This is a genomic window from Streptomyces sp. NBC_00727 (assembly GCF_045161745.1).
Classification (GTDB): Bacteria; Actinomycetota; Actinomycetes; order Streptomycetales; family Streptomycetaceae; genus Streptomyces.
Genome location: NZ_CP108981.1, coordinates 1,611,894 through 1,638,509 on the forward strand (window position 1 = coordinate 1,611,894; position 26,616 = coordinate 1,638,509).

Here is a 26,616-nt window from a genome sequence, read left to right on the forward strand (position 1 = left end):
TACGAGGGGGCGGTCATGAGCGGTCGTGGCCGGCTGGCGCTGGCGGCCTTCGCGGCGACGCTTCTGTCGGCCTGTTCGATGCTGCCGCTGGTGGACCCGTGGAACTGGATCGCGCAGGCGGTGTTCCTGCTGGCCGTGCAGTGCGGGGTGGGAGCGCTGGGCCGACGGGTGCCGTTGCCCCGGCTGCTGACGGTCGTCGCCCAGGCGCTGGTCATGGTGGTGCTGCTGACCGTGGCGTTCGCCCGGGAGCAGGCGGTGGCGGGCGTGCTGCCCGGACCGCAGGCCGTGCGGCAGCTCGCGGACCTCCTGACGGCCGGTGGGGACGACGTCGGGCAGTACGCGATTCCGGCGCCGGCCACCCCGGGGATCCGGCTGATGCTGGTGGGCGGTGTCCTGCTGGTCGGACTGCTGGTGGACACGCTGGCGGTGACGTTCCGCAGCGCGGCGCCCGCCGGGCTGCCCCTGCTGGCGCTCTACTCGATCGCGGCCGGGCTGACCGAGGGCGGCGCGGACTGGCTGTGGTTCCTGCTGGCCGGGTGCGGCTATCTGCTGCTCCTGCTGGCCGAGGGGCGCGACCGGCTCTCCCAGTGGGGCCGGGTGTTCGCCGGCGCTGCGAGGCCGCAGGGCGGTTCCTCCGCCGGGTTCGACGCCACGGGCGGCGGGGCGCTCGCCCCGGTGCGCACGGGGCGGCGGATCGGCGCGCTGGCTCTCGGGATCGCGCTGGTCGTGCCGGCGGCGCTGCCCGCGCTCGACAGCGGCCTGCTGGGCGGTACGGGCGGCGGGGGCGGCAGGGGGTCCGGGGGCGGCACCATCTCCGCGGTGAACCCGCTGGTCTCGCTCCAGGACAACCTCAACCAGCCGGAGAACCGGGAGGTGATGTCGTACCGCACCGACGCGAAGAGCCCGGGCGACTTCTATCTGCGCATCCTGGCCCTGGACCAGTTCAACGGCAACGAGTGGCGTGCCTCGACGCGGCAGCTGCAGGACGTGCCGAAGCGGTTCCCGACGCCTTCGGGTCTCTCCTCCGCCGTCTCCGTGACGGAGGTCAGGTCGACCGTCTCGGCGTCCGCCTCGTACAAGCAGACCTATCTGCCGCTGCCCTTCCCGGCGGCCGAGGTGCGGGTGGGCGGCCGCTGGCGGTTCGAGCCGGAGGGGCGCACCCTCGTCGGTGACGACGGGGAGACCACCGGTGGCGCGCAGTACACGGTGACCAGCCTCGACGTGCAGCCGACGTCCGACCAGCTCGCCCGCGCGGGCGCGGTTCCGACCGGCCTGCTGCGCGAGTACACCGAGGTGCCCGAGTCACTGCCGCAGGTGGTCGCGCAGAGGGCCGACGAGGTCACCAAGGGGGCCACCAACCCCTACGAGCGGGCGGTGAAGCTCCAGGACTACTTCGCCTCCGACGGCGGGTTCACCTACGACACCTCGGTCGACTCGGGCACCGGCACCTCGGCGATAGCGCGCTTCCTGAAGGACCGGCGGGGCTTCTGCGTCCACTTCTCGTTCACGATGGCCGCGATGGCCCGGACGCTGGGGATCCCGGCCCGGGTCGCGGTGGGCTTCACCCCGGGCTCCGCGCAGCCGGACGGTTCGTACACGGTGGGGCTGCGCGATGCGCACGCCTGGCCCGAGCTGTACTTCGAGGGCATCGGCTGGACGCGCTTCGAGCCGACGCCGACGCGGGGTTCGGTGCCGTCGTACACCCTGCCGGACGCGCCGTCCGGTGACACGGCGGACCCGTCCCGGCCGGAGGCGGACGCCTCGGCGCCGGTCGCGCCCACCCCGTCCGCGTCGGAAAGCTGCCCGGCGCAGATGCGCAAGCAGGGCGAGTGCGGGCAGTCGGCGGCGCCCGGGGCGGCCGCGCCGACGGACCCGGGGACGCCGACGGGCACCGTGCTCGGCATCGTCGTCGCGGTCGTGCTCGTCCTCCTGCTGCCGCTGCTGCCGATGTGCTGGCGGCTGCGGGCGCGGGCGCGCAGGCTGGGCTCGTCGGCCGGCCGCACCCCGGCCGGCACGGCGGCGCGGACGCTGGCGGTGTGGCAGGAGATCACCGACACGGCGTGGGACCACGGCATCCCTCCGGACGACGCCCTGACCCCGCGCCGGGCCGCCGAACGGCTGGTGCGCCTGGGCCGGCTGGACACGGAGGCGTCGGAGGCGGTGCACCGGGCGGCGGGAGCGGTGGAGCAGGTGCTCTACGCCCCTGAGCCGCGCCCGGTGTCGGGCCTCGCCGAAGACGCGCGCGCGGTACGGACCGGGCTGGGCCTCACGGCCGGCCGCGCCACCCGCCTGCGCGCACTGGTGGCGCCCCGCTCGGCCGTACGGGTGGTCTGGGCCCTCTCGAAGCGCCGGGCGGCCCTCACCGCCCGCTTCCACCTGCCCACGCGCCCGTCCTGGACCCGCCGGCCGTCCCGCCAGGAGGGGTGAGGGGGCCTCAGCGGATCCACGTAAGGGTGAGGGGCGGCCGCATTCGCGGCCGCCCCTCACCCTTACGAACTGTCTACTACTGTCCCTGCTCGTCACGGCGGCGCTGCCACCGCTGTTCGATCCGGTTCATCACGGACCGGCGCTGGCGGGACTGTCGGCGCTCACCCGCACCGCCGGTGCGCACCGCCTGCTGCTCACCCGGCTTGGGCGCCTTGCGCCATCCCGTGACCGCGAGCACCGCGCAGCCCAGCATGACGAGGAAGCCCACCACGCTGATCCAGATCTGCTGAGCGACCATTCCGGCCATGAGGAGCGCGATACCCACCAGAAAGCCAGCGACTGCCTGGTAGACCCGTCGCCGGGTGTACGTACGCAGCCCACTTCCCTCGAGCGCTGTCGCGAACTTGGGATCTTCGGCGTACAGCGCTCGCTCCATTTGCTCGAGCATTCGCTGCTCGTGCTCCGAGAGCGGCACGGAGTCCTCCTCGTCGTCGGCCGCGGGGGGCGGCCGGTATGCGGCCCTTCCAGGATAGGCAGGGAATCGTCCCCGTGAAACCCGCCCTCAATGCCAATCAGCCAGTCCGGGCCGCCACGACGGCTCAGCTGCTGAGGCGTTGATTCCCCAACCTCCGATCCGTCATGCCGGATGGTGTCCACCGATCATACGGGGCCGGAGCCCCGAACGGGGCTGCCGGTGCGTACTCCGTATGCCGCTGCGTCGCTGATCAGCCGCGCTGCCGCCGGTAACCCTCCGGGGGTTTCAGCCGCGCTTGGTGCCCAGGACGTGCAGCTGGGTGGCCACCGAGTGGAACGCCGGCAGTTCGGCGGCGGCGGCCTCCAGCCTGAGCAGGGCCTCCATCGCGCCCGGCTCGGTGTCCACCAGGACTCCAGGGACGAGGTCGGCGAAGACCCGGACGCCGTGCACGGCGCCCACTTCGACCTCGGCGGCCGTGACGAGTTCGGTCAGCTGCTCGGCCGTGTACCGCCGGGGCATCGGGTCCCCGTCGCCCCAGCGGCCCTCCGGGTCGCCCAGCGCGTGCCGCGCCTCGTTGAAGTGGCCGGCCAGCGCGCGGGACAGGACGGCACCGCCAAGACCGGCGGCGAGCAGGCTCAGCGCCCCGGCCGGCCGGAGGGCCTCCACCGCGTTCCGCACGCCCTCGGCGGGGTCGTCGACGTACTCCAGGACGCCGTGGCAGAGCACCGCGTCGTACCCCCCACGCTCCACCACGTCGAACAGGCCGAGGATGTCGCCCTGCACCCCGTGGACCCGGTCGGCGACGCCCGCCTCGGCGGCCCGGCGCTCCAGCGCGAAGAGCGCGTTGGGGCTGGGGTCGACGACGGTGACCCGGTGGCCCAGACGGGCGGCGGGCACGGCGAAGTTGCCCGTGCCGCCGCCGGTGTCCAGCACGTCCAGGGCGTCCCGGCCGGTCACCTTGACCCGGCGGTCGAGGGCGTCCTTGAGGACCTCCCAGACCACAGCGGTACGGAGGGAGGCGCGGGGGCGCAGCGGGTCCGACACGGCAGTTGACTCCTCGGCACGGGCCGCCGCGGGGGCGGAGCGTGAACAGCGCAGGTAACAGGTCCTGTCCCCACCCTATTGCCTGGCGCCGCCCCAGCGGTCATCCCGTGTCCGGCCGCCCCCCGCGCGGCTGCGGGAGCACCGGCTGGAGCACGAGCAGCCGCTCGACCAGGCGCAGGAACATGGCCGCGTCGCGCAGCAGGTCGTCGGCCTGGCGGCGGTTGGCGGCGCCGGGTATGCCCGCCTCGGCGCGGGCCCGCCGGGCGGCGCCGGAGGCGAACAGGGCGCTCCACTCGGCGAGCTCGGGGGCCAGCTCCGGGAGGATCTCCCAGGCGCTGCGGATCGGCTCGCGGCGCCGGCGCGCGGGCTCGGGGCGGGCCCGCGCGGCGAGCACGGCGGCCGCGGTGCGCAGGGCGGCGAGGTGCGCGGTGGCGTACCGCTCGTTGGGGACGGCGAGGACAGCTGCCTCTTCCAGGCCGGCGCGGGCCTGGGTGAGGAGATCGAGGGCGGCGGGCGGTGCGGTGGTGCGCCGGACGACGGGGTGGACATCGCGGGCCGGGCCGGTCGGTGAGGGAGCAGGGCCGTCTGCGCGGCGTCGCGGGGCGGCGGCTGCGGACGAGTGGGCCATGACAGAACCTCCTGTCTCGGTAACGGCTTCGTGGCCGTCTGTATCCATCGTGACGACCCCCACTGACAATCGGCCTCGATCACCCCCTGACCTGGGCTTTTGCTTCGATCGCGAGTTCGGGCTACCTTTTTGCACTGACCAGTCAGTTCAAAGAAGGGAGGGGTCCGTGGAGAGTCCGCACGGGGCCGCCGTCACCGCCGAGGGGCTGGGGCTCGAAGGGCCGCGGGGCTGGGCCTTCCGTCACGTGACGTTCAGCGCGGACCCCGGCTCCCTGATCGCCGTCGAGGGCCCGTCCGGCACCGGCCGCACCTGCCTTCTGCTCACCCTCACCGGCCGTATGCGCCCCACCGAGGGGCAGGCCCTGACCGGCGGCCTCGCCCTGCCGCGGCGGGCCGCCGCCGTCCGCCGCATCGCGGCCCTGGGACCGGTGCCCGGGGTCAGCGAGCTCGACCCGGCGTTCACGGTCGCCGAGCACCTGCGCGAGCGGGCCCTGCTCCAGCGCCGCTACGACGGTTCCCTGCGCGCCCTCCTGCGCCCGCCCCGCGAACGGGCCGCCGCCGCCCGCGCCCGGATCGACGCCGCCCTGGACGCCGCGGGGCTCGACCCCGCCACGCTGCCCAAGGCCGGGCGCACCGCCGTACGCGATCTGGAGCGGCCGGAGGCGCTGCGGCTCTCCGTGGCCCTCGCGCTGATGGGCCGGCCCCGGCTGCTCGCGGTGGACGACACCGATCTGAAGCTGTCCGACGCCGAGCGCGCCGACGTCTGGGAGCTGCTGCGCTCCGTGGCCGCCGCCGGCACCACCGTGCTCGCCGTATGCAGCGAGGCCCCCGAGGACGCCGTCACCGTACGCACGGGCAGCTCCACGGAAACCGACGCCACCACGCACGAGGAGGAACCGGCCGATGCGTTCGCCGAGACTGGCCGCGCTTGAGCTGAGGCGCTTCGGCAGGGGGCGGCTGCCGCGCGCCGCCCTCGCCGCGCTCCTGCTGCTCCCGCTGCTCTACGGCGCCCTGTACCTGTGGTCCTTCTGGGACCCGTACGGGCGCCTCGACCGCATCCCGGTCGCCCTGGTCAACGAGGACAAGGGCGCCACCGCCGACGGCAAGCACCTCGCGGCCGGCGACCGGATCACCGGCAAGCTCCTCGAATCGAAGACCTTCGACTGGCACGAGGTGAGCGCGGAGGAGGCGGACCGGGGCGTCGAGGACGGCACGTACTACCTCTCGCTGCGCATGCCCCCGGACTTCAGCAGGCGCATCGCCTCCAGCGCCGGCGACTCCCCCGAGACCGGCGCGCTCCAGGTGCGTACCAACGACGCGAACAACTACATCGTCGGGCAGATCTCCCGGACGGTGTTCTCCGAGGTCCGCACGGCCGCGTCGGCCGACGCCTCGCGCGGGTTCCTGGACCGGATCTTCATCAGCTTCTCCGACCTGCACGACCGGACGGCGAAGGCCGCCGAGGGCGCGGCCGGCCTCAAGGACGGGATCGGCAAGGCGAAGAAGGGCTCGAAGGACCTCGCGGACGGGCTGAAGGACGCCAAGAAGGGCAGCAACAAGCTGGCCGGCGGGATCGTGAAGCTGAACAAGGGCGCGGGCGACCTGGAGACCGGCTCCCGCCAGGTCGCCGACGGCACCCAGCTCCTCGCCGACAAGGTCAACGGGGTGGCCGCCGACGTGCGCCCGTTCCTGAAGGACAACGGCAGGACCATCGGCGACACCGCCCGGCTGGTCGCCGGCTCGTCGAAGACCGTACGGGACAACCTGGACCTGCTGGTGAAGGCGGCGCCCACCGCCGCGGCCGCCGCGCACACCGCCGCCGCCGACCTCACCGCGGTCCACCGCACCCGCTGCGAGGAGCAGCCGCTGCCCGACGCCACCGTCTGCCCGCCGCTGAAGCGGGCCGTGACGGCGGCGGACGACGTCGCCGCCGTGGCCGACGACGTGAACGCGCTGGTCAAGAACCAGAACGGGGACCTCAAGAAGCTGCGCACCCAGCTGACGACGCTGGAGAAGCAGGCGAAGTCGCTCGCCGCGCGCTCCCCTCACCTGGACGAGGACCTGGAAGCCGCGGTCAGGAAGATCAACGCGCTGAACACCGGCGCGCACAAGGTCGCCAAAGGCGCCGGCCAACTGCACACCGGCCTCGGCACGGCGAAGACCGGCTCGGCCGACCTGAACACGGGCGTCGGCAAGCTCAAGAAGGGCGCCACGGCTCTGGACAAGGGGATGGTCCGGCTCAGCGACGGTTCCGCCACGCTCGCCCAGGGCCTGGGCGACGGCGTCGGCAAGATCCCCGACTATGGCAAGAAGGACCGCGACGCCCGTACGGAGGTCATGGCCGACCCCGTACGGCTGGCATCGCAGTCGCTGCACTCCGCCCCGAACTACGGCACGGGGTTCGCGCCCTACTTCATCCCGCTCTCGCTCTGGGTCGGCGCGATGGTGGCGTACATGCTGATCCAGCCGCTCAGCCGGCGCGCCCTGGCCGCCGGGGCACCGGCCCGGCGGATCGCCCTCGCGGGCTGGCTGCCGGTGGCCGGGATCGGGCTGCTCCAGACGGCCGCGCTGATGTCCGTCCTGCACTGGGGCCCCGGGCTCGACATGGCGCACACCGCCGGCACGCTCGGCTTCCTGGCGCTGGTCACCTGCTGCTTCGCGGCGATCGTGCAGTGGCTGAACGCCTGTTTCGGGGCGGCGGGCCGCATCCTCGTCCTCGCGCTGCTGATGCTCCAGCTGACCTCGGCCGGCGGGACCTACCCCGTACAGACCAGCCCGGGCTTCTTCAACGCGATCCACCCCTACCTGCCGATGAGCTACGTCGTGGAGGGGCTGCGCCGGCTGATCACGGGCGGCGGGCTCGGCCCGGTCTGGCAGGGCTGCGCGGTCCTGGTGGCGTTCACCGCCGGGGCGCTCGCGCTGACCGCCCTGTCGGCCCGCCGCAAGCAGATGTGGACACTGGAGCGGCTCCACCCGGAGCTGAGCCTGTGAGCCTGCCCGGACCTGTGAGAATCAGGAGCATGGAAAGCAGTAGCAGCACGCGCCGCCAGGCCACCCGGCAGAAGCTCTACGAAGCGGCCGTCACCCTCATCGCCGAGAAGGGCTTCTCGGCGACCACGGTGGACGAGATCGCCGACCGGGCCGGGGTCGCCAAGGGCACGGTCTACTACAACTTCAAGAGCAAGACCGAGCTCTTCGAGGAACTGCTGCGCCACGGCGTCGGGCTGCTCACCGCCTCCCTGCGCACGGCGGCCGAGGCGACCGGGGCGCGCGGCGGCAGCCGGGTCGAGGCGCTGGACGCCATGATCCGGGCCGGTCTGGTCTTCATCGACCGCTATCCCGCCTTCACCCAGCTGTACGTGGCCGAGCTGTGGCGCACCAACCGCGCCTGGCAGTCCACGCTGCTGGTGGTGCGCCGCGAGGCGGTCGCCGTGGTGGAGGGCGTCATCGCGGAAGGCGTGGCGGGCGGCGAGCTGAGCGAGGAGATCGACGTGCCGCTGACGGCGGCGGCACTGGTCGGCATGGTGCTGGTCGCGGCGCTGGACTGGCAGGCGTTCCAGCCGGAGCGCTCGATCGACGACGTCCACTCGGCGCTGTCCCTGCTGCTGCGCGGGCGCGTCAGCGGGCACTGAGGCCGCCGAGCCCGTACGCACGAAGGCGCCGGCCGCGCGTGGCCCCGGAATCCCGAGCCCGCCCGACCGGCGCCTTCCGTGCTGCCGGAGGACCCTCCCCCGTGACCCCGTGTCCCCCGTGGTCCCGAAGTCCTCCGCCGCGCACCCCCATTCGGAAGGGAGGTGCCGTCCCGCACCGCCGCCCCGTGCCGGCGGTGCGGGGCGGCGCCCCTTCCGTGGAGACCAACTCTGCCGTCCGGGCAGGTCGCGGCCCATCCGTGCGGCTACTCATCCCGGGCCCTGAGTACGGGTACTCAGGGCCCGGGCATGTGCGCACTGCCGCGCTGTCGGTGCCGCTGGCTACCATCGCCTGCGTGTCGGTACTCCCTCTGGTGTTCACAAGCGGCTGGGCGAGCGGGATCAACGCGTACGCGGTGGTCCTCCTGCTCGGCATATTCGGCGCGACCGGTGTCAGCGACGAGGTGCCCGCCTCGCTCCAGCGCACCGACGTGCTCGTGGTCGTCGCGGTCCTCTTCCTCTGCGAGGTGGTCGCGGACAAGGTCCCGTACGTGGACACCGTCTGGGACGCGGTCCACACGGTCGTCCGGCCGCTGTCGGGCGCGGTCGTGGCGGCGCTGCTGGCCGGCGAGAGCGGTTCGCTGCCGGAGATCGCGGCCGGCGCCATCGGGGGGTCCACCGCGCTGGTGAGCCATCTGGTGAAGGCCGGGACGCGGATGGCGGTCAACACCTCCCCCGAGCCGTTCAGCAACATCGCGCTGAGCGCCGCCGAGGACCTGGGCGTCGCGGGGATCATCACCTTCGCGATCTTCCATCCGTGGATGGCGGCCGGCCTCGCCGGGGCGCTCCTCGTCGCCGGCCTGGTCGTCGTGATCTTCCTGGCCTCCCGCATCCGCCGGTTCTGGCGCCGCAGGGCCCTGCGCCGCGAGGAGAAACGCCGGGCGCGGCAGCCCGCCTTCCCGTCGCCCGGTGCTCCTCCGACCTGACGGCCGGGGTGTCGGCGGCCGCGGTTAGAGTCGCATCCATGGCACGAATTGCGGTGATCGGCGCCGGGATGGGCGCGATGGCGGCGGCGGCCCGGCTGGCCGTGGCAGGCCACCGGGTGACGGTGTACGAGCGGTCGGACACGTACGGCGGTTCGCTCGGGCAGCACGCCGAGGAGGGCTTCGCGTTCGACACGGGCCCCGGGCTGCTCCACCTCCCCGCGGTCTACCGGGACCTGTTCGTGAAGACCGGCAAGGAGCCGCTGGAGCGGTGCGTCACGCCGACGCAGGTGGACCCGGCGAGCCGTCATGTCTTCGCGGACGGCACCTCCGTGTCCCTGCCGAACGCCTCGCGCGCCGGGACCGTCGCCGCCCTGGACACCGCGCTCGGCGGCGGGGCGGGCACGAAGTGGGGTGCCTTCCTCGACCGGGCCAGGGACGCGTGGGACCGCTCGCGGCGCCCGCTCCTGGAGGAGCCGCTGCGTCCCGACTGGCAGGTGCTGGGCCGCGACCCGTATCCGGCCGAGGAGCGCCGGCGGCTGCTGCGCCCGGTGCGGCGGGCGGGGACCGTGGCGGAGATCGGCGCCTGGGAGCTGGCGGACCCCCGGCTGGCGGCCCTCCTCGACGGATACGCGCTGGCGTACGGCCTCGACCCGCTGGGCGCCCCGGCGAGCGCGGCGCTGCTGCCGTACATGGAGGAGACGTTCGGCAGCTGGTACGTCATGGGCGGCATGCGGGCACTGGCCCGGGCGGTGTACGAGCGGTGCATGGCCCGGAAGGTGGAGTTCGTCTTCGGTGCCGAGGTGGCCCGGGTCGTCGGGAAGGACGGCCGCGCGGCGGGCGTGGAGCTGGCGGACGGGACGGTGGCGGAGGCGGCGCACGTGGTGCTGGGGGCGCGGCCGTGGCCCGGCCTGGTGCCGGGTCAGGAGCTGTGGGCCGACGGGGATGTGACGGCCCGCGCGGACGGGGCGAGCGGCCGGTTCGTGGTGATGCTGTCGCTGCGCGGCGGCCGGCCCGCGGACGCCGTGCACCGGACCGTGGTGCACCCGGCGGACGGGGCGGCGGAGCGCGAGGCGGTGTTCGGGGGGCGGACCGCCGCGCACCCCACGGTGACCGTGCTGCGCCCCGACGACCCGTCGACCCGGCCCGACGCGGAGCACGAGGCGGTGACGCTGATGGCGACGGTGGCCCCGCACGGCCCGGTGGACTGGACGGACGAGGCGCTGCGGGCCCGGTACGCGGACACGCTGATCGACGCGGCGGCCGTGGCGGTGCCGGGGCTGCGCGAGCGGCTGCTGCGGACGCGGGTGCGGACGCCCGCCGAGACCGCCGCGGACACGGGCGCCGAGGGCGGGGCCGTCCCGCCGCCGGCGCTCGCGGGGGCCGGCGGCGCGTTCCTGCACGCTGCCAACCGGACCCGGCTGCCGGGCCTGTTGCTGGCCGGCGGCTGGTCGCATCCGGGCGGCGGACTCGCGCACGCGGGCATGTCCGGTGCGCTGGTCGCGGGGACCGTGGTGGAGGGCGAGGGCTTCCGCGGCTCGCAGTGAGCGGCCGGGCCCGTCAGCTGCGGTGACGGAACGTCAGTAGCGGTACTGGTCGTTGTAGCCGGTGTCGTAGCCGTTGGGGTGCGGGCCCGGCTGGGCGGCGGGCTGCTGCGGGTGCTGCTCGCCCTCCCGCTGCTGCGGCACCCAGACCCCGCCGGGCGGCGTCTCGGAGCCGTAGGCGTCGCCCTGCGCGTACGGGTCGCTGTACTGCTGCTGGTTGCCGTAGCCGTCGTAGTTGCCGTACGCGTCGTACGAGCCGTACTGCGGGGTGCTCGCGGTGGTGCCGATGTACGGATCGGAGTAGGCGGCGTAGCTCTGCGGGTCCGTGCCGTAGTCGTACTGCCCGGCCCCGGCGTAGCCGTCCTGGCCCTGGGGCTGCTGGGCCGCGTAGTCGGTGTACGGGTCGTAGGCGTCGTAGCCGGGCGCGGCCTGGGGCTCGTGGGCGGGGCGCTGCGGCGCGGGGTCGGTGTAGATGCCGTACTGGCCGGTGTCGTCGGGCACCGGCTCGGTCTCGTAGACCCCGGCCGGGGCGGCCGGCGGCGCCGCGGGGGCGGCCGGGGCGTCGCCCTCGTGCTCCACCTCCAGGTCCGAGACCTCCAGGGTGGGCTTGCGGTCTCCCCCGCCGGCGCGCCGGCGGCGGCTCGCGCCGGGCTTGCCCCCTATCGCCCAGCCGGTGGAGAAGCCCTTGCGGAAGGAGAGCGTGACGTAGGTCTGACCGGTGGCGAAGGCGATCGCGCCGAGGGCGATGACGGGGACCGACGGCATCAGGACGCCGATGACCACGCACAGGAAGCCGGTGAAGGCGAGCAGCCGCCAGCGCAGTCGCGCCTTGTACTGCAGCAGCACCTCGCCGAGCAGCCACAGCGCGACGACACCGAACGCGATGTAGAGGACCGTCCAGCCCATGCCCGCCCCCTTCTACGGCCACCGCCCCGGGTCGCGGCGGGTACGGCCGGTCACGACTGCTTGTGCAGTCCGAGATTCTCGTAGATCTCGAGCGTCGCAGTCGAGTTGTTCAGCGTGATGAAGTGCAGTCCGGGCACACCCTCGGAGAGCAGCTTCGCGCTGAACCGCGTTGCGAAGTCGATGCCAATGGAGCGTACAGCGGCGGGGTCGTCCTTGGCGGCGAGGATGCGCTCTTTCAGCTCGTCGGGCAGCTTCGCGTCGCTGAGCTGGGAGAATCGCTCCAGTTGCCGGACGTTGGTGACCGGCATGACCTCGGGGATGATCGGGGTTCCGCAACCCGCCGCGACCACCCGGTCACGCATCCGGAGATACGCCTCGGGGTCGAAGAACATCTGGGTGATCGCGTAGTCGGCGCCCGCGCGGCACTTGTCCACGAAGTGCCGGATGTCGGTGTCCCAGTCCCCGGAGCGCGGGTGCCGCTCGGGGAACGCGGCGACGCCCACGCAGAAGTCACCGGCCTCCTTGATCAGCCGGACCAGGTCCGCCGCGTACCTCACGCCCTGCGGGTGATCGACCCAGGGGCCCATCGGGTCGCCCGGCGGGTCGCCGCGCAGGGCGAGGATGTTCCGGATGCCGGCGTCCGCGAACTGGCCGACCATGTTGCGCAGTTCGGCGATCGAGTGGTCGACGGCCGTGAGGTGCGCGACCGGGGTGAGCGTGGACTCGGCGGCGATGTCCTGGGTGGCCTTCACCGTGCCGGAGCGGGTGGAGCCACCGGCCCCGTACGTCACCGAGACGAAGCTCGGCGCGACGGCCTCGACCCGGCGCAGCGCGTTCCACAGGTTGCGCTCACCCTTCTCGGTCTTGGGCGCCCAGAACTCGAACGAGTACGAGGGCGCGCCGGTCGCGAGCATCTCACGCACGGTGCGCGCGTGATCTGTCCTGGTGGAAGGTGTGCCAAGGGCCATACGGGCAGGTTAACCAGGGCGGGGCGGGCCCCCAACCGAACCGGAGTCATTTGCCGGAATTGACTGATTCTTGTCCATCCTTCGGACAGATTCGTCCCAGGCCTGCTCCCGAGGCGTCCCGGGCCGTCGGCCCGAGTGCGGCTGCCCCGGTCAGGCTCCGGCGCGCTCGCGGACCCTGCGGGCCAGCTCAGCGGCGGCGGCGCCCGGGTCGGTCGCCTCGGTGAGGGCCCGTACGACCACGATCCGGCGGGCCCCGGCGTCCAGCACCTGGTCGAGGTTGTCCGTGTCGATGCCCCCGATGGCGAACCAGGGGCGTTCGGGGGCGAGCGAGGCGGCGTACCGCACGAGGTCCAGGCCGGGCGCGTGGCGGCCGGGCTTGGTGGGGGTGGGCCAGCAGGGGCCGGTGCAGAAGTAGTCCACGCCGGGTTCGGCGACGGCGGCGTCGACCTCGGCCTCGGCGTGCGTGGAGCGGCCGACGACCGGCTCGGTGCCGATGATCGCGCGGGCCGCGGGCACCGGCAGGTCGCCCTGGCCCAGGTGCAGCACGTCGGCGCCGATGGCGTGGGCCACGTCCGCCCGGTCGTTGACGGCGAGGAGCTTGCCATGGCGCTCGCAGGCGTCGGCGAGGACCCCGAGGTGCTCCAGCTCCTCGGCGGCCTCCATGCCCTTGTCGCGCAGCTGGACGATGTCGACGCCGCCGGCGAGGACCGCGTCCAGGAACTCGGGCAGGTCGCCCTGGCGCCTGCGGGCGTCCGTGCACAGGTAGAGCCGGGCGTCGGACAGCAGCGCGCGAGACGTGGACATGGTGCGGTTCCCCCCGGGGAAGACGGTGACGGCGGATCAGTGGTGCGGCGCGGGGAAGCGGGCCGCCCGCTCGCGCGGCGCGGCCCGCTTCCCCGGACGGTTCAGACGGCGAGCGCCTGGGCGCGGCGCTTCACCTCCGTGCCGCGATTCTCACTCAGTGCCTGCGCGGGCGTGCCCGGCAGGGTCGGGTCGGGAGTGAAGAGCCATTCGAGCATCTCCTCGTCGGAGTAGCCGTCGTCCTTCAGGAGTGTCAGGGTCCCGGAGAGGCCCTTGACCACCTTGTCGCCGTCGATGAAGGCGGCGGGCACCTGAAGCGCCCGGTTCTCCCCACGGCGTACGGCGATGAGCTGGCCCTCCTTGACCAGCTGCCGCACACGCGTCACCTCGACATCGAGCATTTCCGCGATGTCGGGCAGGTAGAGCCAGGCGGGGACGAGTGCATCGGTCTTTGCGTCAATCTCGGTCACGGGACAAGCCTGCCATCCCGGACTGACAGCCGAAACCCGGACTCGGCTCTTCAGGTCCCGGGCGGTTACGGCAGAACCGCCGACTTGAGCGGTACGGAGGGGTCCCCGGCCCGGTCCGCGTCGAGCCGGGCCCCCGCCTCGACGAGCCGGCGCCCCTGGGCCAGGTCGCGCGGGCGGCCGACCGCGAGCACCGCGACCAGGACGCCGTCGCGCAGCCAGCACACGGACCAGGCGGGTTCGGCCGGGTCGCCGCGCCACAGCAGGGTGTCCGCGTCCGCGTGGTGTCCGGCGTACTGCACGAACCGGCCGAACTGCTCGGACCAGAAGTAGGGCACCGGGTCGTAGGGCGGGACGTCCGCCGTGCCCTCGGCCGCGATGTGGGCGGCGGCGGTCCTCGGGCCCTGGAGGGCGTTGTCCCAGTGGTGGACGACCAGGCGGGTGCCGTAGCGGGCGGAGGGGAAGGAGGCGCAGTCGCCGACGGCGTACACATCGGGGAGCGAGGTGCGCAGCGCCGCGTCGGCCGTCACCGAGCCCTCGGGCCCGAGCGCGATGCCGGAGCCCGCGAGCCAGCCGGTGGCGGGGCGGGCGCCGATGCCGACGACGACCGCGTCGGCCCGGAGGGCGCGCCCGTCGTCGAGGACCACCGCGCCAGGTTCGACGCGGGCCACCCGGGCGCCGGTGAGGAGCCGGGCGCCGCTCTCCTCGTACCAGGCGGCCATCGGGGCGGTCACCTCGGCGGGCAGGGCGCCGGCGAGCGGGCGGTCCGCGGCCTCCACGACGGTGACCTCGCAGCCGGCGGCGCGGGCGGCGGTGGCGAACTCGGCGCCGATCCAGCCGGCGCCGACGACCACGACGGGGTGCCCCGCCTCCAGGACGGGCCGCAGCCGGGCCGCGTCGTCGAGGGTGCGCAGCAGGTGGACGCCGGGCACGCCGTCGGAGCCGGGCAGGGCGACGGGTTCGGCGCCGGTGGCGAGGACCAGGACGTCGTAGGGGACCGGGCCCGCCGAGGTGTCCAGCTCGTGGTCGCCGGCGCGCACACCGGTGACCTCGCAGCCCAGGCGCAGGGTGATGCCGAGGGCCTCGAAGCCGATGTCGAACGCGGACTCCTCGGCCTTCCCGAGCAGCACCGCCTTGGACAGCGGAGGCCGGTCGTAGGGCTGGTGGGGTTCGGCGCCGATGAGGGTGACGGGGCCGGTGAAGCCCTGTTCCCGCAGGGCGACCGCGGTCTGGACGCCCGCCATGCCCGCGCCCGCGACGACGACCCGGCGCCCCGTCCGCTCTGCCTGCTGCTGCTCGCTCACCTGTCCACCTTACGTACCTGACGAGGAGTCAGGGAAGGGAGGGCCCGGCCGCCGTCGTCCCGGCGGGGTTTAGGCTGGCCACCGTAAGACACGCGGGAGCCCGGACGCACCGGGCTGAGAGGGAGGCTGGCGGCCTCCGACCGTACGAACCTGATCCGGGTCATGCCGGCGAAGGGAGGGGCTGGACGCCCATGCGTACCCATCGCACCGACGGGACCGACGTCCTCGTCATCGGGGGCGGCATCATCGGCCTGGTGACCGCCTGGCGGGCCGCGCAGCGCGGTCTGTCCACCGCGCTCGCCGACCCCGAACCCGGCGGCGGAGCGGCCCGGGTCGCGGCCGGAATGCTGGCCGCCGTCACGGAGCTGCACTACGGCGAGGAGACGCTGCTCGGGCTCAACCTCGCCTCCGCCAGGCGCTATCCGGCGTTCACGGCCGAGCTGGAGGAGGCGAGCGGCCGGGACATCGGCTTCCGCGCCTGCGGCACCCTGGCCGTCGCGCTGGACGCCGACGACCGCGCCCATCTGCGCGAACTCCACGAGCTGCAACGCCGCTCGGGCCTGGAGTCGGAGTGGCTGACCGGGCGCGAGTGCCGCCGCCTGGAACCGATGCTCGCCCCGGGCGTGCGCGGCGGGCTGCGGGTGGACGGCGACCACCAGGTCGACCCGCGCCGGCTGGCCGCGGCCCTGCTCACCGCCTGCGAACGGGCCGGTGTGGTCTTCCACCGCCGCCACGCCGACCGCCTCTCGGTGGTGGCCGACCGGGCCGTGGGAGCCGTGCTCGACGACGGTACGCAGGTGGCCGCCGACCAGGTCGTGCTCGCCGCGGGCAGCCTCAGCGGCCGGCTCGCCGGGGTCCCCGCCCACGTCCTGCCGCCGGTCCGCCCAGTCAAGGGCCAGGTGCTGCGCCTCACCGTGCCCCCGGCGTACGCCCCCTTCCTCTCGCGCACCGTGCGGGCGGTGGTCCGGGGCAGCCACATCTATCTCGTACCGCGCGAGAACGGCGAGCTGGTCGTCGGCGCCACCACCGAGGAGATGGGCTGGGACACCACCGTCACGGCGGGCGGGGTCTACGAGCTGCTGCGCGACGCCCACGAGCTGGTGCCCGGCATCACCGAGCTGCCGCTGACCGAGACCCGCGCCGGGCTGCGCCCCGCGTCCCCCGACAACGCCCCGCTGCTCGGCCGCACCGCGCTGCCCGGCCTCCACCTCGCCACCGGCCACCACCGCAACGGCGTGCTGCTCACCCCCGTCACCGGGGACGCCATGGCGTCGCTGCTGGCCGACGGCGAGCTGCCCGAGGCGGCCCGCCCCTTCTCCCCCGGCCGGTTCTCACCCGCCCCCGCACCCCTGGAGCAGCCCGCATGACCGAGCCCACCGCGCTCACCGTGTCCGTGAACGGCGCACCGGTCGCCGTCGCCGCGGGCACCACCCTGGACGCCCTCGTCGCGACGCTGACCGACGCGCGGACCGGGGTGGCCGCCGCGCTCAACGAGACCGTCGTGCCGCGCGGCCGGTGGACCGCCGCCGCGCTCACCGAAGGCGACCGGGTCGAGGTCCTGACCGCGGTCCAGGGAGGCTGACCGTGTCCGACGACCTCTTCACCCTCGGCGGCGCCGAGTTCACCTCCCGGCTGATCATGGGCACCGGCGGTGCGCCCAGCCTGGACGTGCTGGAGCGGTCCCTGACCGCGTCCGGCACCGAGCTGACCACCGTCGCCATGCGCCGCCTCGACCCGACCGTGCAGGGCTCGGTGCTCTCCGTGCTGCGGAAGCTGTCCATCCGGGTGCTGCCGAACACCGCCGGCTGCTACACCGCCGGGGAGGCCGTGCTCACCGCCCGGCTCGCCCGCGAGGCGCTGGGCACGGACTGGGTCAAGCTGGAGGTGGTGGCCGACGAGCGCACCCTGCTGCCCGACCCGGTCGAGCTGCTCGACGCGGCGGAGACGCTGGTGGACGACGGTTTCACCGTGCTGCCGTACACCAACGACGACCCGGTCCTGGCGCGGAAGCTGGAGGACGTGGGGTGCGCGGCGGTCATGCCGCTCGGCTCCCCCATCGGCTCGGGCCTGGGCATCCGCAACCCGCACAACTTCCAGCTGATCACCGAACAGGCCCGGGTGCCGGTGATCCTGGACGCGGGCGCCGGGACGGCCTCGGACGCGGCGCTCGCCATGGAGCTGGGGTGCTCGGCCGTGATGCTCGCCTCGGCGGTGACCCGTGCCCAGGAGCCGGAGCTGATGGCCGCCGCGATGCGGCACGCGGTGGAGGGCGGGCGGCTCGCCCACCGGGCCGGGCGCATCCCGCGCCGCCACTTCGCCGAGGCGTCCTCGCCGACGGCCGGGCGGGCGGTGCTGGACCCGGAGCGGCCGGCCTTCTGAACGCGATGAGCCGCCCCGGTCCGGACCAACGTGCCGGAATCCACAGTTCCGGTGCCGGAAGGCCGCTGGAAGCCGGGATTCCGGCCCCTGGCGGCACGCCCCTGTCACGGCTCGGCTTCAGTACTGCGCCGGGTTCGCTCCGCGGCGGCGGGCCTGTCCGTGGCGGCTCGTAGACTCGCATGGTGGATACGACCCTCCAGGACCCCCTCGTCGGGCAGCTGCTCGACGGCCGCTACCGCGTCGATGCCCGCATCGCCGTGGGCGGCATGGCCACGGTCTACCGGGCCATGGACACCCGGCTCGACCGGGTGCTCGCCCTCAAGGTGATGCACCCGGCGCTCGCGACCGACGCCTCGTTCGTCGAGCGTTTCATCCGCGAGGCCAAGTCGGTGGCGCACCTCGCCCATCCCAACGTGGTCGGGGTCTTCGACCAGGGCGCCCAGGGGCAGTACGTCTACCTGGCGATGGAGTACGTCGCCGGGTGCACGCTGCGCGATGTGCTCAGCGAGCGCGGCGCGCTCCGGCCGCGGGCCGCGCTGGACATCCTGGAGTCGGTCCTCGCCGCCCTCGGCGCGGCGCACCGGGCGGGCTTCGTGCACCGCGACATGAAGCCGGAGAACGTGCTGATCGGGGACGACGGCCGGGTCAAGGTCGCCGACTTCGGGCTGGTCAGGGCCGTGGACGCGGTGACGAACACCACCGGGACGATCCTCGGCACCGTCTCGTACCTCGCCCCGGAGCAGATCGAGCACGGCACGGCGGACACCCGTGCCGACGTGTACGCCTGCGGGGTCGTGCTGTACGAGATGCTGACCGGCGACAAGCCCCGCGACGGGGAGTCCCCCGCCCAGGTCATCTACCAGCATCTGCACGAGGACGTGCCGCCCCCGTCGGCGGTCGTCCCGGGCCTCGCGCCCGAGCTCGACGAGCTGGTGGCGAGCGCCACCGCCCGCTCGCTCGAAGTCCGCCCGTTCGACGCGGTGGCGCTGCTCGCCGAGGCCCGCCGGGCACGCGCCGCCCTGACGGACGCACAGCTCGACGCCGTACCGCCGCGCGCCCTGGCCGTGGCGCGGGACGCGGGCGACGGCCCGGACGGCGAGGCGGACGGGGCCGACTCCCGGACGACGGTGATCCCCCGGGTGCTGCCCACGCACCTGGGCACCGCCCACCACACCAACCGGCTGGAGATGCCCCCGCCGGAGAACCCGCCGGCGCCCCGGCGGACCGGCCCGCTCGGCAATCCGCGGCGCGGGCTGATCGCGGCGGTCCTGGCGGTGCTGCTGGTCCTGGGCGTCGGCGGCGGCGTCTGGTACATCAACTCCGGGCAGTTCACCAAGGTCCCCTCGCTGCTGGGCCAGACCGAGCCGGCGGCGAAGAAGCGGCTCTCGGACGCCGGTCTGGAGCTGAAGGGCGTGAAGCGCGCCTACAGCGACACCGTCGACCGGGGCAAGGTGATCAGCAGTGACCCGGAGTCGGGTGCGCGGATCAGGGACAACGGCTCGGTCTCGCTCGTCGTCTCGCGCGGTCCCGAGATCATCGAGGTGCCCGACGTCGAGGGCGTCCGGCTCGCCGACGCCAAACGGGAACTGAAGAAGGCGGGCCTGCTCCCCGGCATGGTCACCAAGGAGTTCAGCGAGGACGTGGGGGCCGGTGAGGTGCTGCGTACGGAGCCCGGGGCGGGCACCGAGCGCCACCCGGACTCGGCGGTCGCGATCGTGGTCTCCAAGGGCAGCCCCGTCGACGTCCCGGACGTCACCGGGCTCTCCGTCGACGACGCCACCGCGGCGCTGGCCGACGAGGGGCTGAAGGCCGAGGTGGCGCCCGGCCGGGTGCACTCGCCGGAGGACGAGGGCGACATCGCGCGCCAGTCGCCGGCCGATGGCACCGAGGCGGCCGAGGGCGACACCGTCAGGCTGACGGTGTCCGACGGGCCCCGGATGGTCGACGTACCGGACGTGGTCGGCATGAACGCCGACGACGCCCAGGCCGAGCTGGAGGGGGCGGGCTTCGAGGTCGACGTCGAGCACGGCTTCCCCTACCTCAGCGACAAGGTCTCCAGCCAGTCCGTGGACGGCGGCGACCAGGCCCCCGAGGGCAGCACCATCACCATCAAGACCAAGGGACTGTAGAGATCCGTATGCGCAACCCAGTCGGCGGCCATGTACCGGTGGCCGGCGGCCTCGCCAAGGCCGGCCTCCCCTATGCCCGCGAGATGGGCGCCGAGGCCGTCCAGGTCTTCGTCGCCAACCCGCGCGGCTGGGCCACCCCGGCCGGCAACCCGGCGCAGGACGAGCTGTTCCGCGCCCAGTGCGCCGCCGAGTCGATACCGGCGTACGTCCACGCCCCGTACCTGATCAATTTCGGCTCCCACACCCCGGCGACGGTGGAGCGGTCCGTGGAGTCGCTGCGCCACTCGCTACGGCGGGCCCGGGAGATCGGGGCGCTGGGCGTCGTGGTGCACACCGGTTCGGCCACCGGCGGGCGGCCCCGCGAGGAGGCGCTGGCCCAGGTGCGGACGCACATGCGGCCGCTGCTGGACGAGCTGACGCACGACGACGACCCGTTCCTGCTGCTGGAGTCGACGGCCGGCCAGGGCTCCTCGCTCTGCTCGCGGACCTGGGACTTCGGCCCGTACTTCGAGGCGCTGGACGCCCATCCGAAGCTCGGGGTGTGCCTGGACACCTGCCACATCTTCGCGGCGGGTCACGATCTCGCCGGACCGGGCGGGATGAAGGAGACGCTGGACCTGCTGGTGGGGACGGTCGGCGAGGGACGGCTGAAGCTCATCCACGCCAATGACTCCAAGGACGTCTCCGGCGCCCACAAGGACCGGCACGAGAACATCGGCTCGGGCCACATCGGCGAGGAACCGTTCCGCGAGCTGTTCGGCCATCCCGCCACCGAGGGCGTGCCGCTGGTGATCGAGACACCGGGCGGCAAGGAGGGTCACGCGGCGGACGTGGCGCGGCTCCAGGCACTGCGCGACGGCGGCTGATCCTGCCGCCCGGTCCCGGTCCCGGTCCCGGTCCCGGTCAGAGTTCGGGGCCGTCCCCGGGTTCCTCCTGGTAGGAGTAGCGCTGTTCCTGCCAGGGGTCGCCGATGTTGTGGTAGCCGCGCTCCTCCCAGAAGCCGCGGCGGTCGGCGGTCATGTACTCGATGCCCCGGACCCACTTGGGGCCCTTCCACGCGTACAGGTGGGGGACGACGAGGCGGAGCGGGAAGCCGTGCTCGGCGGTGAGCAGTTCGCCGCCCTTGTGGGTGGCGAAAAGCGTTCGGTCGGAGAGGAAGTCGTCGAGCCGGACGTTCGAGCTGAAGCCGTACTCGGCCCAGACCATCACATGGGTGACCTGGGGGGCGGGCGGGGCGAGGGCGACGACGTCGCGGGCGAGCACACCGCCCCACTCGGCGCCGAGCATGCTGAATTTGGTCACGCAGTGCAGATCGGCGACGACCGAGGAGAACGGCAGCGCCGAGAATTCCTCGTGGTTCCAGCAGTGCTTCTCACCGTCGGCGGTCGCGCCGAAGACCCGGAATTCCCAGCGCTCCGGTTTGAACTTGGGCACCGGCCCGTAGTGGGTGACCGGCCACCCGCGCTGCAGCCGCTGGCCCGGCGGAAGCTCGGACTGCTCTGACGCGCGGTGTTCCCGGCTTTCCGGCTGACCCATGACTCCATGGTGACAGACAGGCAGGGGTGATGATGACCAGGGCGAAGTCGATTCGGGCAACTCGTACTAAGCATGCACTTACTGGACGGTCACCGGGAGCGATGCGAGGATTCCGCCAACGTGCCCAGTTCACCGGTTGGAAGGAGCCTCTGCGATGCAGGGCGACCCCGAGGTCATCGAGTTCCTGAATGAACAGCTGACCGCCGAATTGACTGCCATCAACCAGTACTTCCTGCACGCCAAGATGCAGGACAACTTCGGCTGGACGAAGCTCGCGAAATACACGCGCGCCGAGTCCTTCGACGAGATGAAGCACGCGGAGATCCTGACCGACCGCATTCTCTTCCTCGACGGCCTGCCGAACTACCAGCGGCTCTTCCACGTACGCGTGGGCCAGACGGTCACCGAGATGTTCCAGGCGGACCGGCAGATCGAGGTGGAGGCGATCGACCGCCTCAAGCGCGGTATCGAGCTGATGCGGAGCAAGGGCGACATCACGTCGGCGAACATCTTCGAGTCGATCCTCGCGGACGAGGAGCACCACATCGACTATCTCGACACCCAGCTGGACCTGGTCGAGAAGCTCGGGGAGCCGCTGTACATCGCCCAGCTCATCGAGCAGCCGGAGAGCTGACCGCGCTCAGGCGGCTTCGGGGATGCCTTCCGCGGGGCCGGCGGCGGTGAGGGGCGTCTGCTTCCGGTCCAGGAGCTCCCGGCGCGGGCAGCCGCCGCGGCCGAGCATCGCCTGGATGGTGCGGACACAGCCGCCGCAGTCCGTGCCGGCCTTGGAGGCGGAGGCGATCTGGCGGGGTGTGCAGGCCCCGGCTGCCGCATGGTCCTTGACCTGCTGCTCCGTAACGCCGAAGCACGAGCAGACGTACATGCGGTTCACCTCCCGGGCGGGGACGGGTCGTGGGCGCCGCCCCGATGATCGGTGAGGCTAACCTAACCTTACCCGCCGCCCGGGGGCGGTGAAAGCCCCGGAACGCCCTGTGGGGCACGGATCACATCGATCCGTGCCCCACAGTCGTACGGGTGCTGCTCGCCGTGACGCCTACTGGTCGCGGTACATCTCGGCGACGAGGAAGGCCAGGTCGAGCGACTGGCTGCGGTTGAGCCGGGGGTCGCAGGCCGTCTCGTAGCGCTGGTGGAGGTCGTCCACGAAGATCTCGTGGCCGCCGCCGACGCACTCGGTGACGTCGTCGCCGGTCAGCTCGACGTGGATGCCGCCGGGGTGCGTGCCGAGGCCCTTGTGGACCTCGAAGAAGCCCTTGACCTCGTCCAGGACGTCGTCGAAGCGGCGCGTCTTGTGGCCGGAGGCGGCCTCGAAGGTGTTGCCGTGCATCGGGTCGGTCACCCAGGCGACGGTGGCGCCGGAGGCGGTGACCTTCTCGACCAGCTCGGGCAGCTTGTCGCGGACCTTGTCGGCGCCCATGCGGACGATGAAGGTCAGCCGGCCGGGCTCGCGCTCGGGGTCGAGGCGCTCGACGTAGCCCAGCGCCTCGTCGACGGTGGTCGTCGGGCCGAGCTTGATCCCGATGGGGTTGCGGACCTTCGCGGCGAACTCGATGTGCGCCCCGTCCATCTGGCGGGTGCGCTCGCCGATCCACACCATGTGGCCCGAGGTGTCGTACAGGTGCCCGGTGCGCGAGTCGGTGCGGGTCAGCGCCGTCTCGTAGTCCAGCAGCAGGGCCTCGTGGGAGGCGTAGAACTCGACGGCCTTGAACTCGGCGGGGTCGGTGCCGCAGGCCTTCATGAAGTTCAGCGCGTTGTCGATCTCGCGGGCCAGAGCCTCGTAGCGCTGGCCGGACGGGGACGACTTCACGAAGTCCTGGTTCCACGCGTGCACCTGGCGCAGGTCGGCGTAGCCGCCGGTGGTGAAGGCGCGCACGAGGTTCAGCGTGGAGGCGGACGCGTGGTACATCCGCTTCAGGCGCTCCGGGTCCGGAATCCGGTCGGCCTCGGTGAAGGCGAAGCCGTTGACGGAGTCGCCGCGGTAGGTCGGCAGGGTCACGCCGTCGCGGGTCTCGGTCGGCTTGGAGCGCGGCTTGGAGTACTGGCCGGCGATCCGGCCGACCTTGACGACGGGCACGGAGGCCGCGTAGGTGAGGACGGCGCTCATCTGGAGCAGCGTCTTGAGCTTCGCCCGGATGTGCTCGGCCGACACGGCGTCGAAGGCCTCGGCGCAGTCGCCGCCCTGCAACAGGAACGCCTCGCCCTTGGCGACGGCTCCCATACGGGCACGCAGCTGGTCGCACTCGCCCGCGAAGACGAGCGGCGGATACGACGCGAGGTCCGCGAGTACATCGCGCAGGGCCTCGGAGTCGGGGTACTCGGGCTGCTGCGCCGCGGGAAGGTCTCGCCAGGTGTTGCCACCGGCGACGGAGGTATTGGCGTTCACGGTCACGGCCCCCACATTACGGGGTTGCGCCCCTTGCATTTCCGGGTTGCTCAGTGACTGAGACGCACGTCTCGGCGCGGCCGGGACCGGGGCTGTCCGGGCAGACTGCTAGCCTCACGTCTTTCAGCGTTGAACAACGTTGGACAAGTGGATACCGAGGGTGGGGACTTGAAGCGGAATCACCGTAAGGACCTCAAGAAGAGACGGTTGCTGATCGGCGCCGGCGCGGCCGTCGTCGCGACCGCGACGATCGGCACCCTGGCCATGGCCTCGCAGGACCCGGACACCGGCACCGCCAAGGCCACCTCGCCGTCCGCCGTACTCCAGGCCCAGTTCGAGGACGCGGCCCGCGAGTTCGACGTGCCCCGGAGCGTGCTGATGGCGGTCTCGTACCGGCAGACGCGGTGGGAGAGCCACGACGGCGAGCCGAGCACGAGCGGTGCGTACAACGTCATGGGGCTGACCAGTGTGTCGGCCGCGGACGTGGAGCAGCCGGCCGACAAGGAACGTCTGGCGCACATGAACATGAGCGGCCGGCCGGAGATCGAGAAGACCTTCGACGCCGCGAAGGCGCTGCGCTCGCTGCCGAAGAAGACGGTCGACACCTCCGACCCCCGGCTGCACACGCTGGACGAGGCCGCCGGGCTGATCGACACGGACACGGCCTCGGTCCGCGACGACACCGAGGACAGCATCCGCGCGGGCGCGGCCCTGCTCGCCGAGTACCAGCGCGACGCGAAGGGCTCCCTGTCCGACGACGCCTCCCAGTGGTATCCGGCGGTGGCGCGGTTCAGCCAGTCCCCGGACAAGAAGGGCGCCGACCTCTTCGCGAAGCGCGTCTTCGAGACGATCCGCACGGGCGAGAGCGCGCTCACCCAGGACGGCCAGCAGATCTCGCTGCCCGCCGACCGCTCCGTCCAGCCGGTGAAGCCGGCGAACGTGCCGCTCGCCGCGAGCTTCGCGAGCACGGCCGCGACGCCCACTCCGGAGTGCCCGTCCGGCCTGAACTGCAACTTCGTGCAGGCCGAAACGTCGAGCACGGGCAAGCGCGGCTACACCCCCGCCGTGCGTCCGGCGCAGGGCGTCGACATCCGGCAGATCGTGATCCACGACACCGAGGGCGACTACGCGAGCTCGCTCGCCACGCTCACGAACCCGGACACGGCCGCGAGCGCGAACTACCTGGTCCGCGCCTCGGACGGGCTGGTCACGCAGATGGTCGAGAACAAGGACCTGGCGTGGCACGCGGGCAACTGGACCCTGAACATGCACTCCATCGGCGTGGAGCACGAGGGCTACGCCATCAAGGAGGGCAGCTGGTACAGCGAGTCGCAGTACGAGTCGACCGCGGCCCTGGTGAAGTTCCTGTCCGACAAGTACGGCATCCCGCTGGACCGTGAGCACATCATCGGCCACGACGAGGTGCCCGTTCAGCTGGACCGGAACATCTCGGGGACGCACTGGGACCCGGGCCCGTTCTGGGACTGGAACCACTTCATGGGCCTGATGGGTGCCCCGACGGGCGCGAGCGGCGCCGGCGGCCCGGTCAAGGCGGGGCAGCTGGTGCGCGTGGTCCCGCCGTTCACCACGGCCAACCAGCCGAAGCTGACGTACGGCACCAAGGCGGTCACCAAGCAGCCGGCGAACTTCGGCTACCTCTACACCTCGGCGTCCACCAGCGCCGCCACGCTGACCGACCCCTACTTCACGTCGCTGTACAGCGAGGGCTCCAACTGGGGCAACAAGGTCCGCGCGGGCGACACCTATGTCGTCGCCGAGGCGAAGGGCAACTGGACGGCGATCTGGTACGCCGGGAAGAAGGCCTGGTTCTACAACCCGGGCGGCCAGTACACCGTGCCGCTCGCGGCTGCCCCGCGCGTGGTGAAGGCCAAGGCCGGGGTGACGGTCCGGATCTACGGCCGCTCCTACCCGGAGACCGCGGCCTACGACGCCGCGGGCCTGGAGGCACCGACGGACAGCCCGGACTACCTGACGAAGTACAAGCTGCCCGCGGGCCAGTCGTACACGCTGGCCGGTCCCGAGGTGAAGGGCGACGACTGGTTCGGCTCCGCCCAGCAGAACGTCGTCGGCTCCACCGGCTACCTGCCGATCCGCTACAACCACCGTATGGCGTGGGTGAAGGCGAGCGACGTCCAGACCTCCACGAGCGTCGCACCGGCCACAGCGACCGACCGGTACAACATGATCGGCCGCGACAGCGCCGGGCGCATCTGGCAGTACCAGGGCACCGGCAGCGCCTCCTCCCCGTACTACCGCCGCTACCAGACGGGCTACGGGTGGGGCAGCTACACGGCGATCACCGCGATGACCGCGCTGCGCGCGGACGGCACGGGCGACTTCGTGGCCCGCGACAAGGGCGGCGTGCTCTGGTACTACCGCGGCAGCGGCGACCCGGACAAGGCGTACCAGGCCCGGCTCAGGATCGGCAGCGGCTGGAACCAGTACAACAGCCTCACCGGCATGCGCGACCTCGACGGTGACCGCAAGGCCGACCTGATCGCCCGCAACTCCGCCGGCGACATCTACTTCTACAAGGGCACGGGCACCCCGGCGAAGCCCTTCGCGCCCAAGGCGAAGATCGGCACCGGCTGGCAGATCTACGACCGGATCGTCTCCACCGGCGACCTCAACGGCGACGGCAAGGCGGACTTCGTGGCCCGGGACAAGGCCGGGGTGCTGTGGATCTACACGGGCACCGGCTCGGCGACCAAGCCGTACGCCAAGCGGGTCAAGATCGGCAGCGGCTGGGGCAAGTACAAGCTGCTGCTCGGACCGAGCGACCTGGACCGTGACGGCCGGGGCGACCTGGTCGGCGTGGACTCGGCCGGAGATTTCTGGTTCTACCACTCCACCGGCAAGACGACGGCGCCGTTCGCGACGAAGTCGCAGGTCGGGGACGGCTGGCAGATCTACGACACGCTGTTCTAGCCGACAGCACGCCCTGTGCGCGGGCCCTTTCCCATCCGGCCGGGTGG

The 26,616-nt window shown here is 72.9% G+C and carries 24 protein-coding genes and 1 riboswitch; of the genes, 13 read left to right on the forward strand and 11 right to left on the reverse strand.

The window, feature by feature from the left end:
* Nucleotides 1–15: 15 nt before the first annotated feature.
* The gene (locus OG242_RS07135) at nucleotides 16–2,427 is read left to right on the forward strand and encodes a DUF3488 and DUF4129 domain-containing transglutaminase family protein (protein WP_405897335.1); all 2,412 of its coding nucleotides are present in this window, start codon (nucleotides 16–18) and stop codon (nucleotides 2,425–2,427) included.
* A 76-nt stretch (nucleotides 2,428–2,503) separates the two neighbouring features.
* Here OG242_RS07135 and OG242_RS07140 read toward each other — a convergent pair whose 3' ends face one another.
* From OG242_RS07140 to OG242_RS07150, 3 genes are all read right to left on the reverse strand, one after another.
* Nucleotides 2,504–2,902 carry a DUF3040 domain-containing protein gene (locus OG242_RS07140; protein ID WP_136315278.1) on the reverse strand — a complete coding sequence of 133 codons (399 nt, stop codon included), beginning with the start codon at nucleotides 2,900–2,902 and terminating at the stop codon, nucleotides 2,504–2,506.
* 285 nt (nucleotides 2,903–3,187) lie between these two features.
* Entirely contained in the window at nucleotides 3,188–3,946 is a 759-nt protein-coding gene (locus OG242_RS07145; RefSeq protein WP_405897336.1) for a class I SAM-dependent methyltransferase, read from the reverse strand.
* Nucleotides 3,947–4,046: 100 nt separating this feature from the next.
* Nucleotides 4,047–4,574, reverse strand: a complete 528-nt coding sequence (locus tag OG242_RS07150; RefSeq protein ID WP_405897337.1) for an SAV_6107 family HEPN domain-containing protein — start codon at nucleotides 4,572–4,574, stop codon at nucleotides 4,047–4,049.
* 166 nt (nucleotides 4,575–4,740) lie between these two features.
* On the opposite strand from OG242_RS07150, the gene OG242_RS07155 reads away from it, so the two are divergent.
* From OG242_RS07155 to OG242_RS07175, 5 genes are all read left to right on the forward strand, one after another.
* Nucleotides 4,741–5,505, forward strand: a complete 765-nt coding sequence (locus OG242_RS07155; RefSeq protein ID WP_405897338.1) for an ATP-binding cassette domain-containing protein — start codon at nucleotides 4,741–4,743, stop codon at nucleotides 5,503–5,505.
* Complete coding sequence (locus OG242_RS07160; protein WP_405897339.1) at nucleotides 5,477–7,564, forward strand: YhgE/Pip family protein; 2,088 nt, start codon at nucleotides 5,477–5,479, stop codon at nucleotides 7,562–7,564. Before OG242_RS07155 ends, OG242_RS07160 begins: the two co-directional genes overlap by 29 nt.
* 29 nt (nucleotides 7,565–7,593) lie before the next feature.
* Nucleotides 7,594–8,205 (forward strand): TetR/AcrR family transcriptional regulator, encoded by a 612-nt coding sequence (locus OG242_RS07165; RefSeq protein WP_405897340.1) that lies wholly within the window; start codon nucleotides 7,594–7,596, stop codon nucleotides 8,203–8,205.
* Between the two features lie 353 nt (nucleotides 8,206–8,558).
* Nucleotides 8,559–9,188 carry a DUF4126 domain-containing protein gene (locus OG242_RS07170; RefSeq protein ID WP_405897341.1) on the forward strand — a complete coding sequence of 210 codons (630 nt, stop codon included), beginning with the start codon at nucleotides 8,559–8,561 and terminating at the stop codon, nucleotides 9,186–9,188.
* A gap of 38 nt (nucleotides 9,189–9,226) precedes the next feature.
* Nucleotides 9,227–10,732, forward strand: a complete 1,506-nt coding sequence (locus tag OG242_RS07175; protein ID WP_405897342.1) for a phytoene desaturase family protein — start codon at nucleotides 9,227–9,229, stop codon at nucleotides 10,730–10,732.
* Nucleotides 10,733–10,765: 33 nt separating this feature from the next.
* On the opposite strand, the gene OG242_RS07180 is transcribed toward OG242_RS07175, so the two are convergent.
* From OG242_RS07180 to OG242_RS07200, 5 genes are all read right to left on the reverse strand, one after another.
* Nucleotides 10,766–11,635: a hypothetical protein gene (locus tag OG242_RS07180; RefSeq protein WP_405897343.1), complete on the reverse strand. Its 870-nt coding sequence runs from the start codon at nucleotides 11,633–11,635 to the stop codon at nucleotides 10,766–10,768.
* A 50-nt stretch (nucleotides 11,636–11,685) separates the two neighbouring features.
* The gene (gene metF, locus OG242_RS07185) at nucleotides 11,686–12,603 is read right to left on the reverse strand and encodes a methylenetetrahydrofolate reductase [NAD(P)H] (RefSeq protein WP_405897344.1); all 918 of its coding nucleotides are present in this window, start codon (nucleotides 12,601–12,603) and stop codon (nucleotides 11,686–11,688) included.
* 150 nt (nucleotides 12,604–12,753) lie between these two features.
* Entirely contained in the window at nucleotides 12,754–13,407 is a 654-nt protein-coding gene (gene thiE / locus OG242_RS07190; RefSeq protein ID WP_405897345.1) for a thiamine phosphate synthase, read from the reverse strand.
* A gap of 101 nt (nucleotides 13,408–13,508) precedes the next feature.
* Nucleotides 13,509–13,874 carry an Rv2175c family DNA-binding protein gene (locus OG242_RS07195; RefSeq protein ID WP_405897346.1) on the reverse strand — a complete coding sequence of 122 codons (366 nt, stop codon included), beginning with the start codon at nucleotides 13,872–13,874 and terminating at the stop codon, nucleotides 13,509–13,511.
* A 65-nt stretch (nucleotides 13,875–13,939) separates the two neighbouring features.
* Nucleotides 13,940–15,175: an NAD(P)/FAD-dependent oxidoreductase gene (locus OG242_RS07200; RefSeq protein ID WP_405897347.1), complete on the reverse strand. Its 1,236-nt coding sequence runs from the start codon at nucleotides 15,173–15,175 to the stop codon at nucleotides 13,940–13,942.
* Between the two features lie 82 nt (nucleotides 15,176–15,257).
* Nucleotides 15,258–15,369: riboswitch (TPP riboswitch) on the forward strand.
* Here OG242_RS07200 and thiO point away from each other — a divergent pair.
* The 5 genes from thiO to OG242_RS07225 all read left to right on the forward strand — a co-directional run bounded on the left by thiO (nucleotide 15,367) and on the right by OG242_RS07225 (nucleotide 20,549).
* Entirely contained in the window at nucleotides 15,367–16,542 is a 1,176-nt protein-coding gene (gene thiO / locus OG242_RS07205) for a glycine oxidase ThiO (protein WP_405897348.1), read from the forward strand. It overlaps the preceding riboswitch by 3 nt.
* The gene (gene thiS / locus OG242_RS07210) at nucleotides 16,539–16,757 is read left to right on the forward strand and encodes a sulfur carrier protein ThiS (RefSeq protein WP_405897349.1); all 219 of its coding nucleotides are present in this window, start codon (nucleotides 16,539–16,541) and stop codon (nucleotides 16,755–16,757) included. The genes thiO and thiS overlap by 4 nt, the downstream gene beginning before the upstream one ends.
* 2 nt (nucleotides 16,758–16,759) lie before the next feature.
* On the forward strand, nucleotides 16,760–17,554 hold the full coding sequence (locus tag OG242_RS07215; RefSeq protein ID WP_405897350.1) for a thiazole synthase: 795 nt from the start codon (nucleotides 16,760–16,762) through the stop codon (nucleotides 17,552–17,554).
* 182 nt (nucleotides 17,555–17,736) lie between these two features.
* Nucleotides 17,737–19,683, forward strand: a complete 1,947-nt coding sequence (gene pknB, locus OG242_RS07220; RefSeq protein ID WP_405901533.1) for a Stk1 family PASTA domain-containing Ser/Thr kinase — start codon at nucleotides 17,737–17,739, stop codon at nucleotides 19,681–19,683.
* An 8-nt stretch (nucleotides 19,684–19,691) separates the two neighbouring features.
* Complete coding sequence (locus OG242_RS07225) at nucleotides 19,692–20,549, forward strand: deoxyribonuclease IV (protein WP_405897351.1); 858 nt, start codon at nucleotides 19,692–19,694, stop codon at nucleotides 20,547–20,549.
* Between the two features lie 37 nt (nucleotides 20,550–20,586).
* Here OG242_RS07225 and OG242_RS07230 read toward each other — a convergent pair whose 3' ends face one another.
* Nucleotides 20,587–21,219 carry a sulfite oxidase-like oxidoreductase gene (locus OG242_RS07230; RefSeq protein ID WP_405897352.1) on the reverse strand — a complete coding sequence of 211 codons (633 nt, stop codon included), beginning with the start codon at nucleotides 21,217–21,219 and terminating at the stop codon, nucleotides 20,587–20,589.
* Nucleotides 21,220–21,373: 154 nt separating this feature from the next.
* Between OG242_RS07230 and bfr the strand changes: the two genes are divergently transcribed.
* On the forward strand, nucleotides 21,374–21,853 hold the full coding sequence (gene bfr / locus OG242_RS07235; protein ID WP_164638514.1) for a bacterioferritin: 480 nt from the start codon (nucleotides 21,374–21,376) through the stop codon (nucleotides 21,851–21,853).
* Nucleotides 21,854–21,859: 6 nt separating this feature from the next.
* On the opposite strand, the gene OG242_RS07240 is transcribed toward bfr, so the two are convergent.
* The gene (locus OG242_RS07240; RefSeq protein WP_405897353.1) at nucleotides 21,860–22,102 is read right to left on the reverse strand and encodes a bacterioferritin-associated ferredoxin; all 243 of its coding nucleotides are present in this window, start codon (nucleotides 22,100–22,102) and stop codon (nucleotides 21,860–21,862) included.
* Between the two features lie 171 nt (nucleotides 22,103–22,273).
* Entirely contained in the window at nucleotides 22,274–23,659 is a 1,386-nt protein-coding gene (locus OG242_RS07245; RefSeq protein ID WP_405897354.1) for a class II 3-deoxy-7-phosphoheptulonate synthase, read from the reverse strand.
* Nucleotides 23,660–23,788: 129 nt separating this feature from the next.
* Here OG242_RS07245 and OG242_RS07250 point away from each other — a divergent pair, with 129 nt between their 5' ends.
* Nucleotides 23,789–26,569 (forward strand): N-acetylmuramoyl-L-alanine amidase, encoded by a 2,781-nt coding sequence (locus OG242_RS07250; RefSeq protein WP_405897355.1) that lies wholly within the window; start codon nucleotides 23,789–23,791, stop codon nucleotides 26,567–26,569.
* Nucleotides 26,570–26,616: the final 47 nt, after the last annotated feature.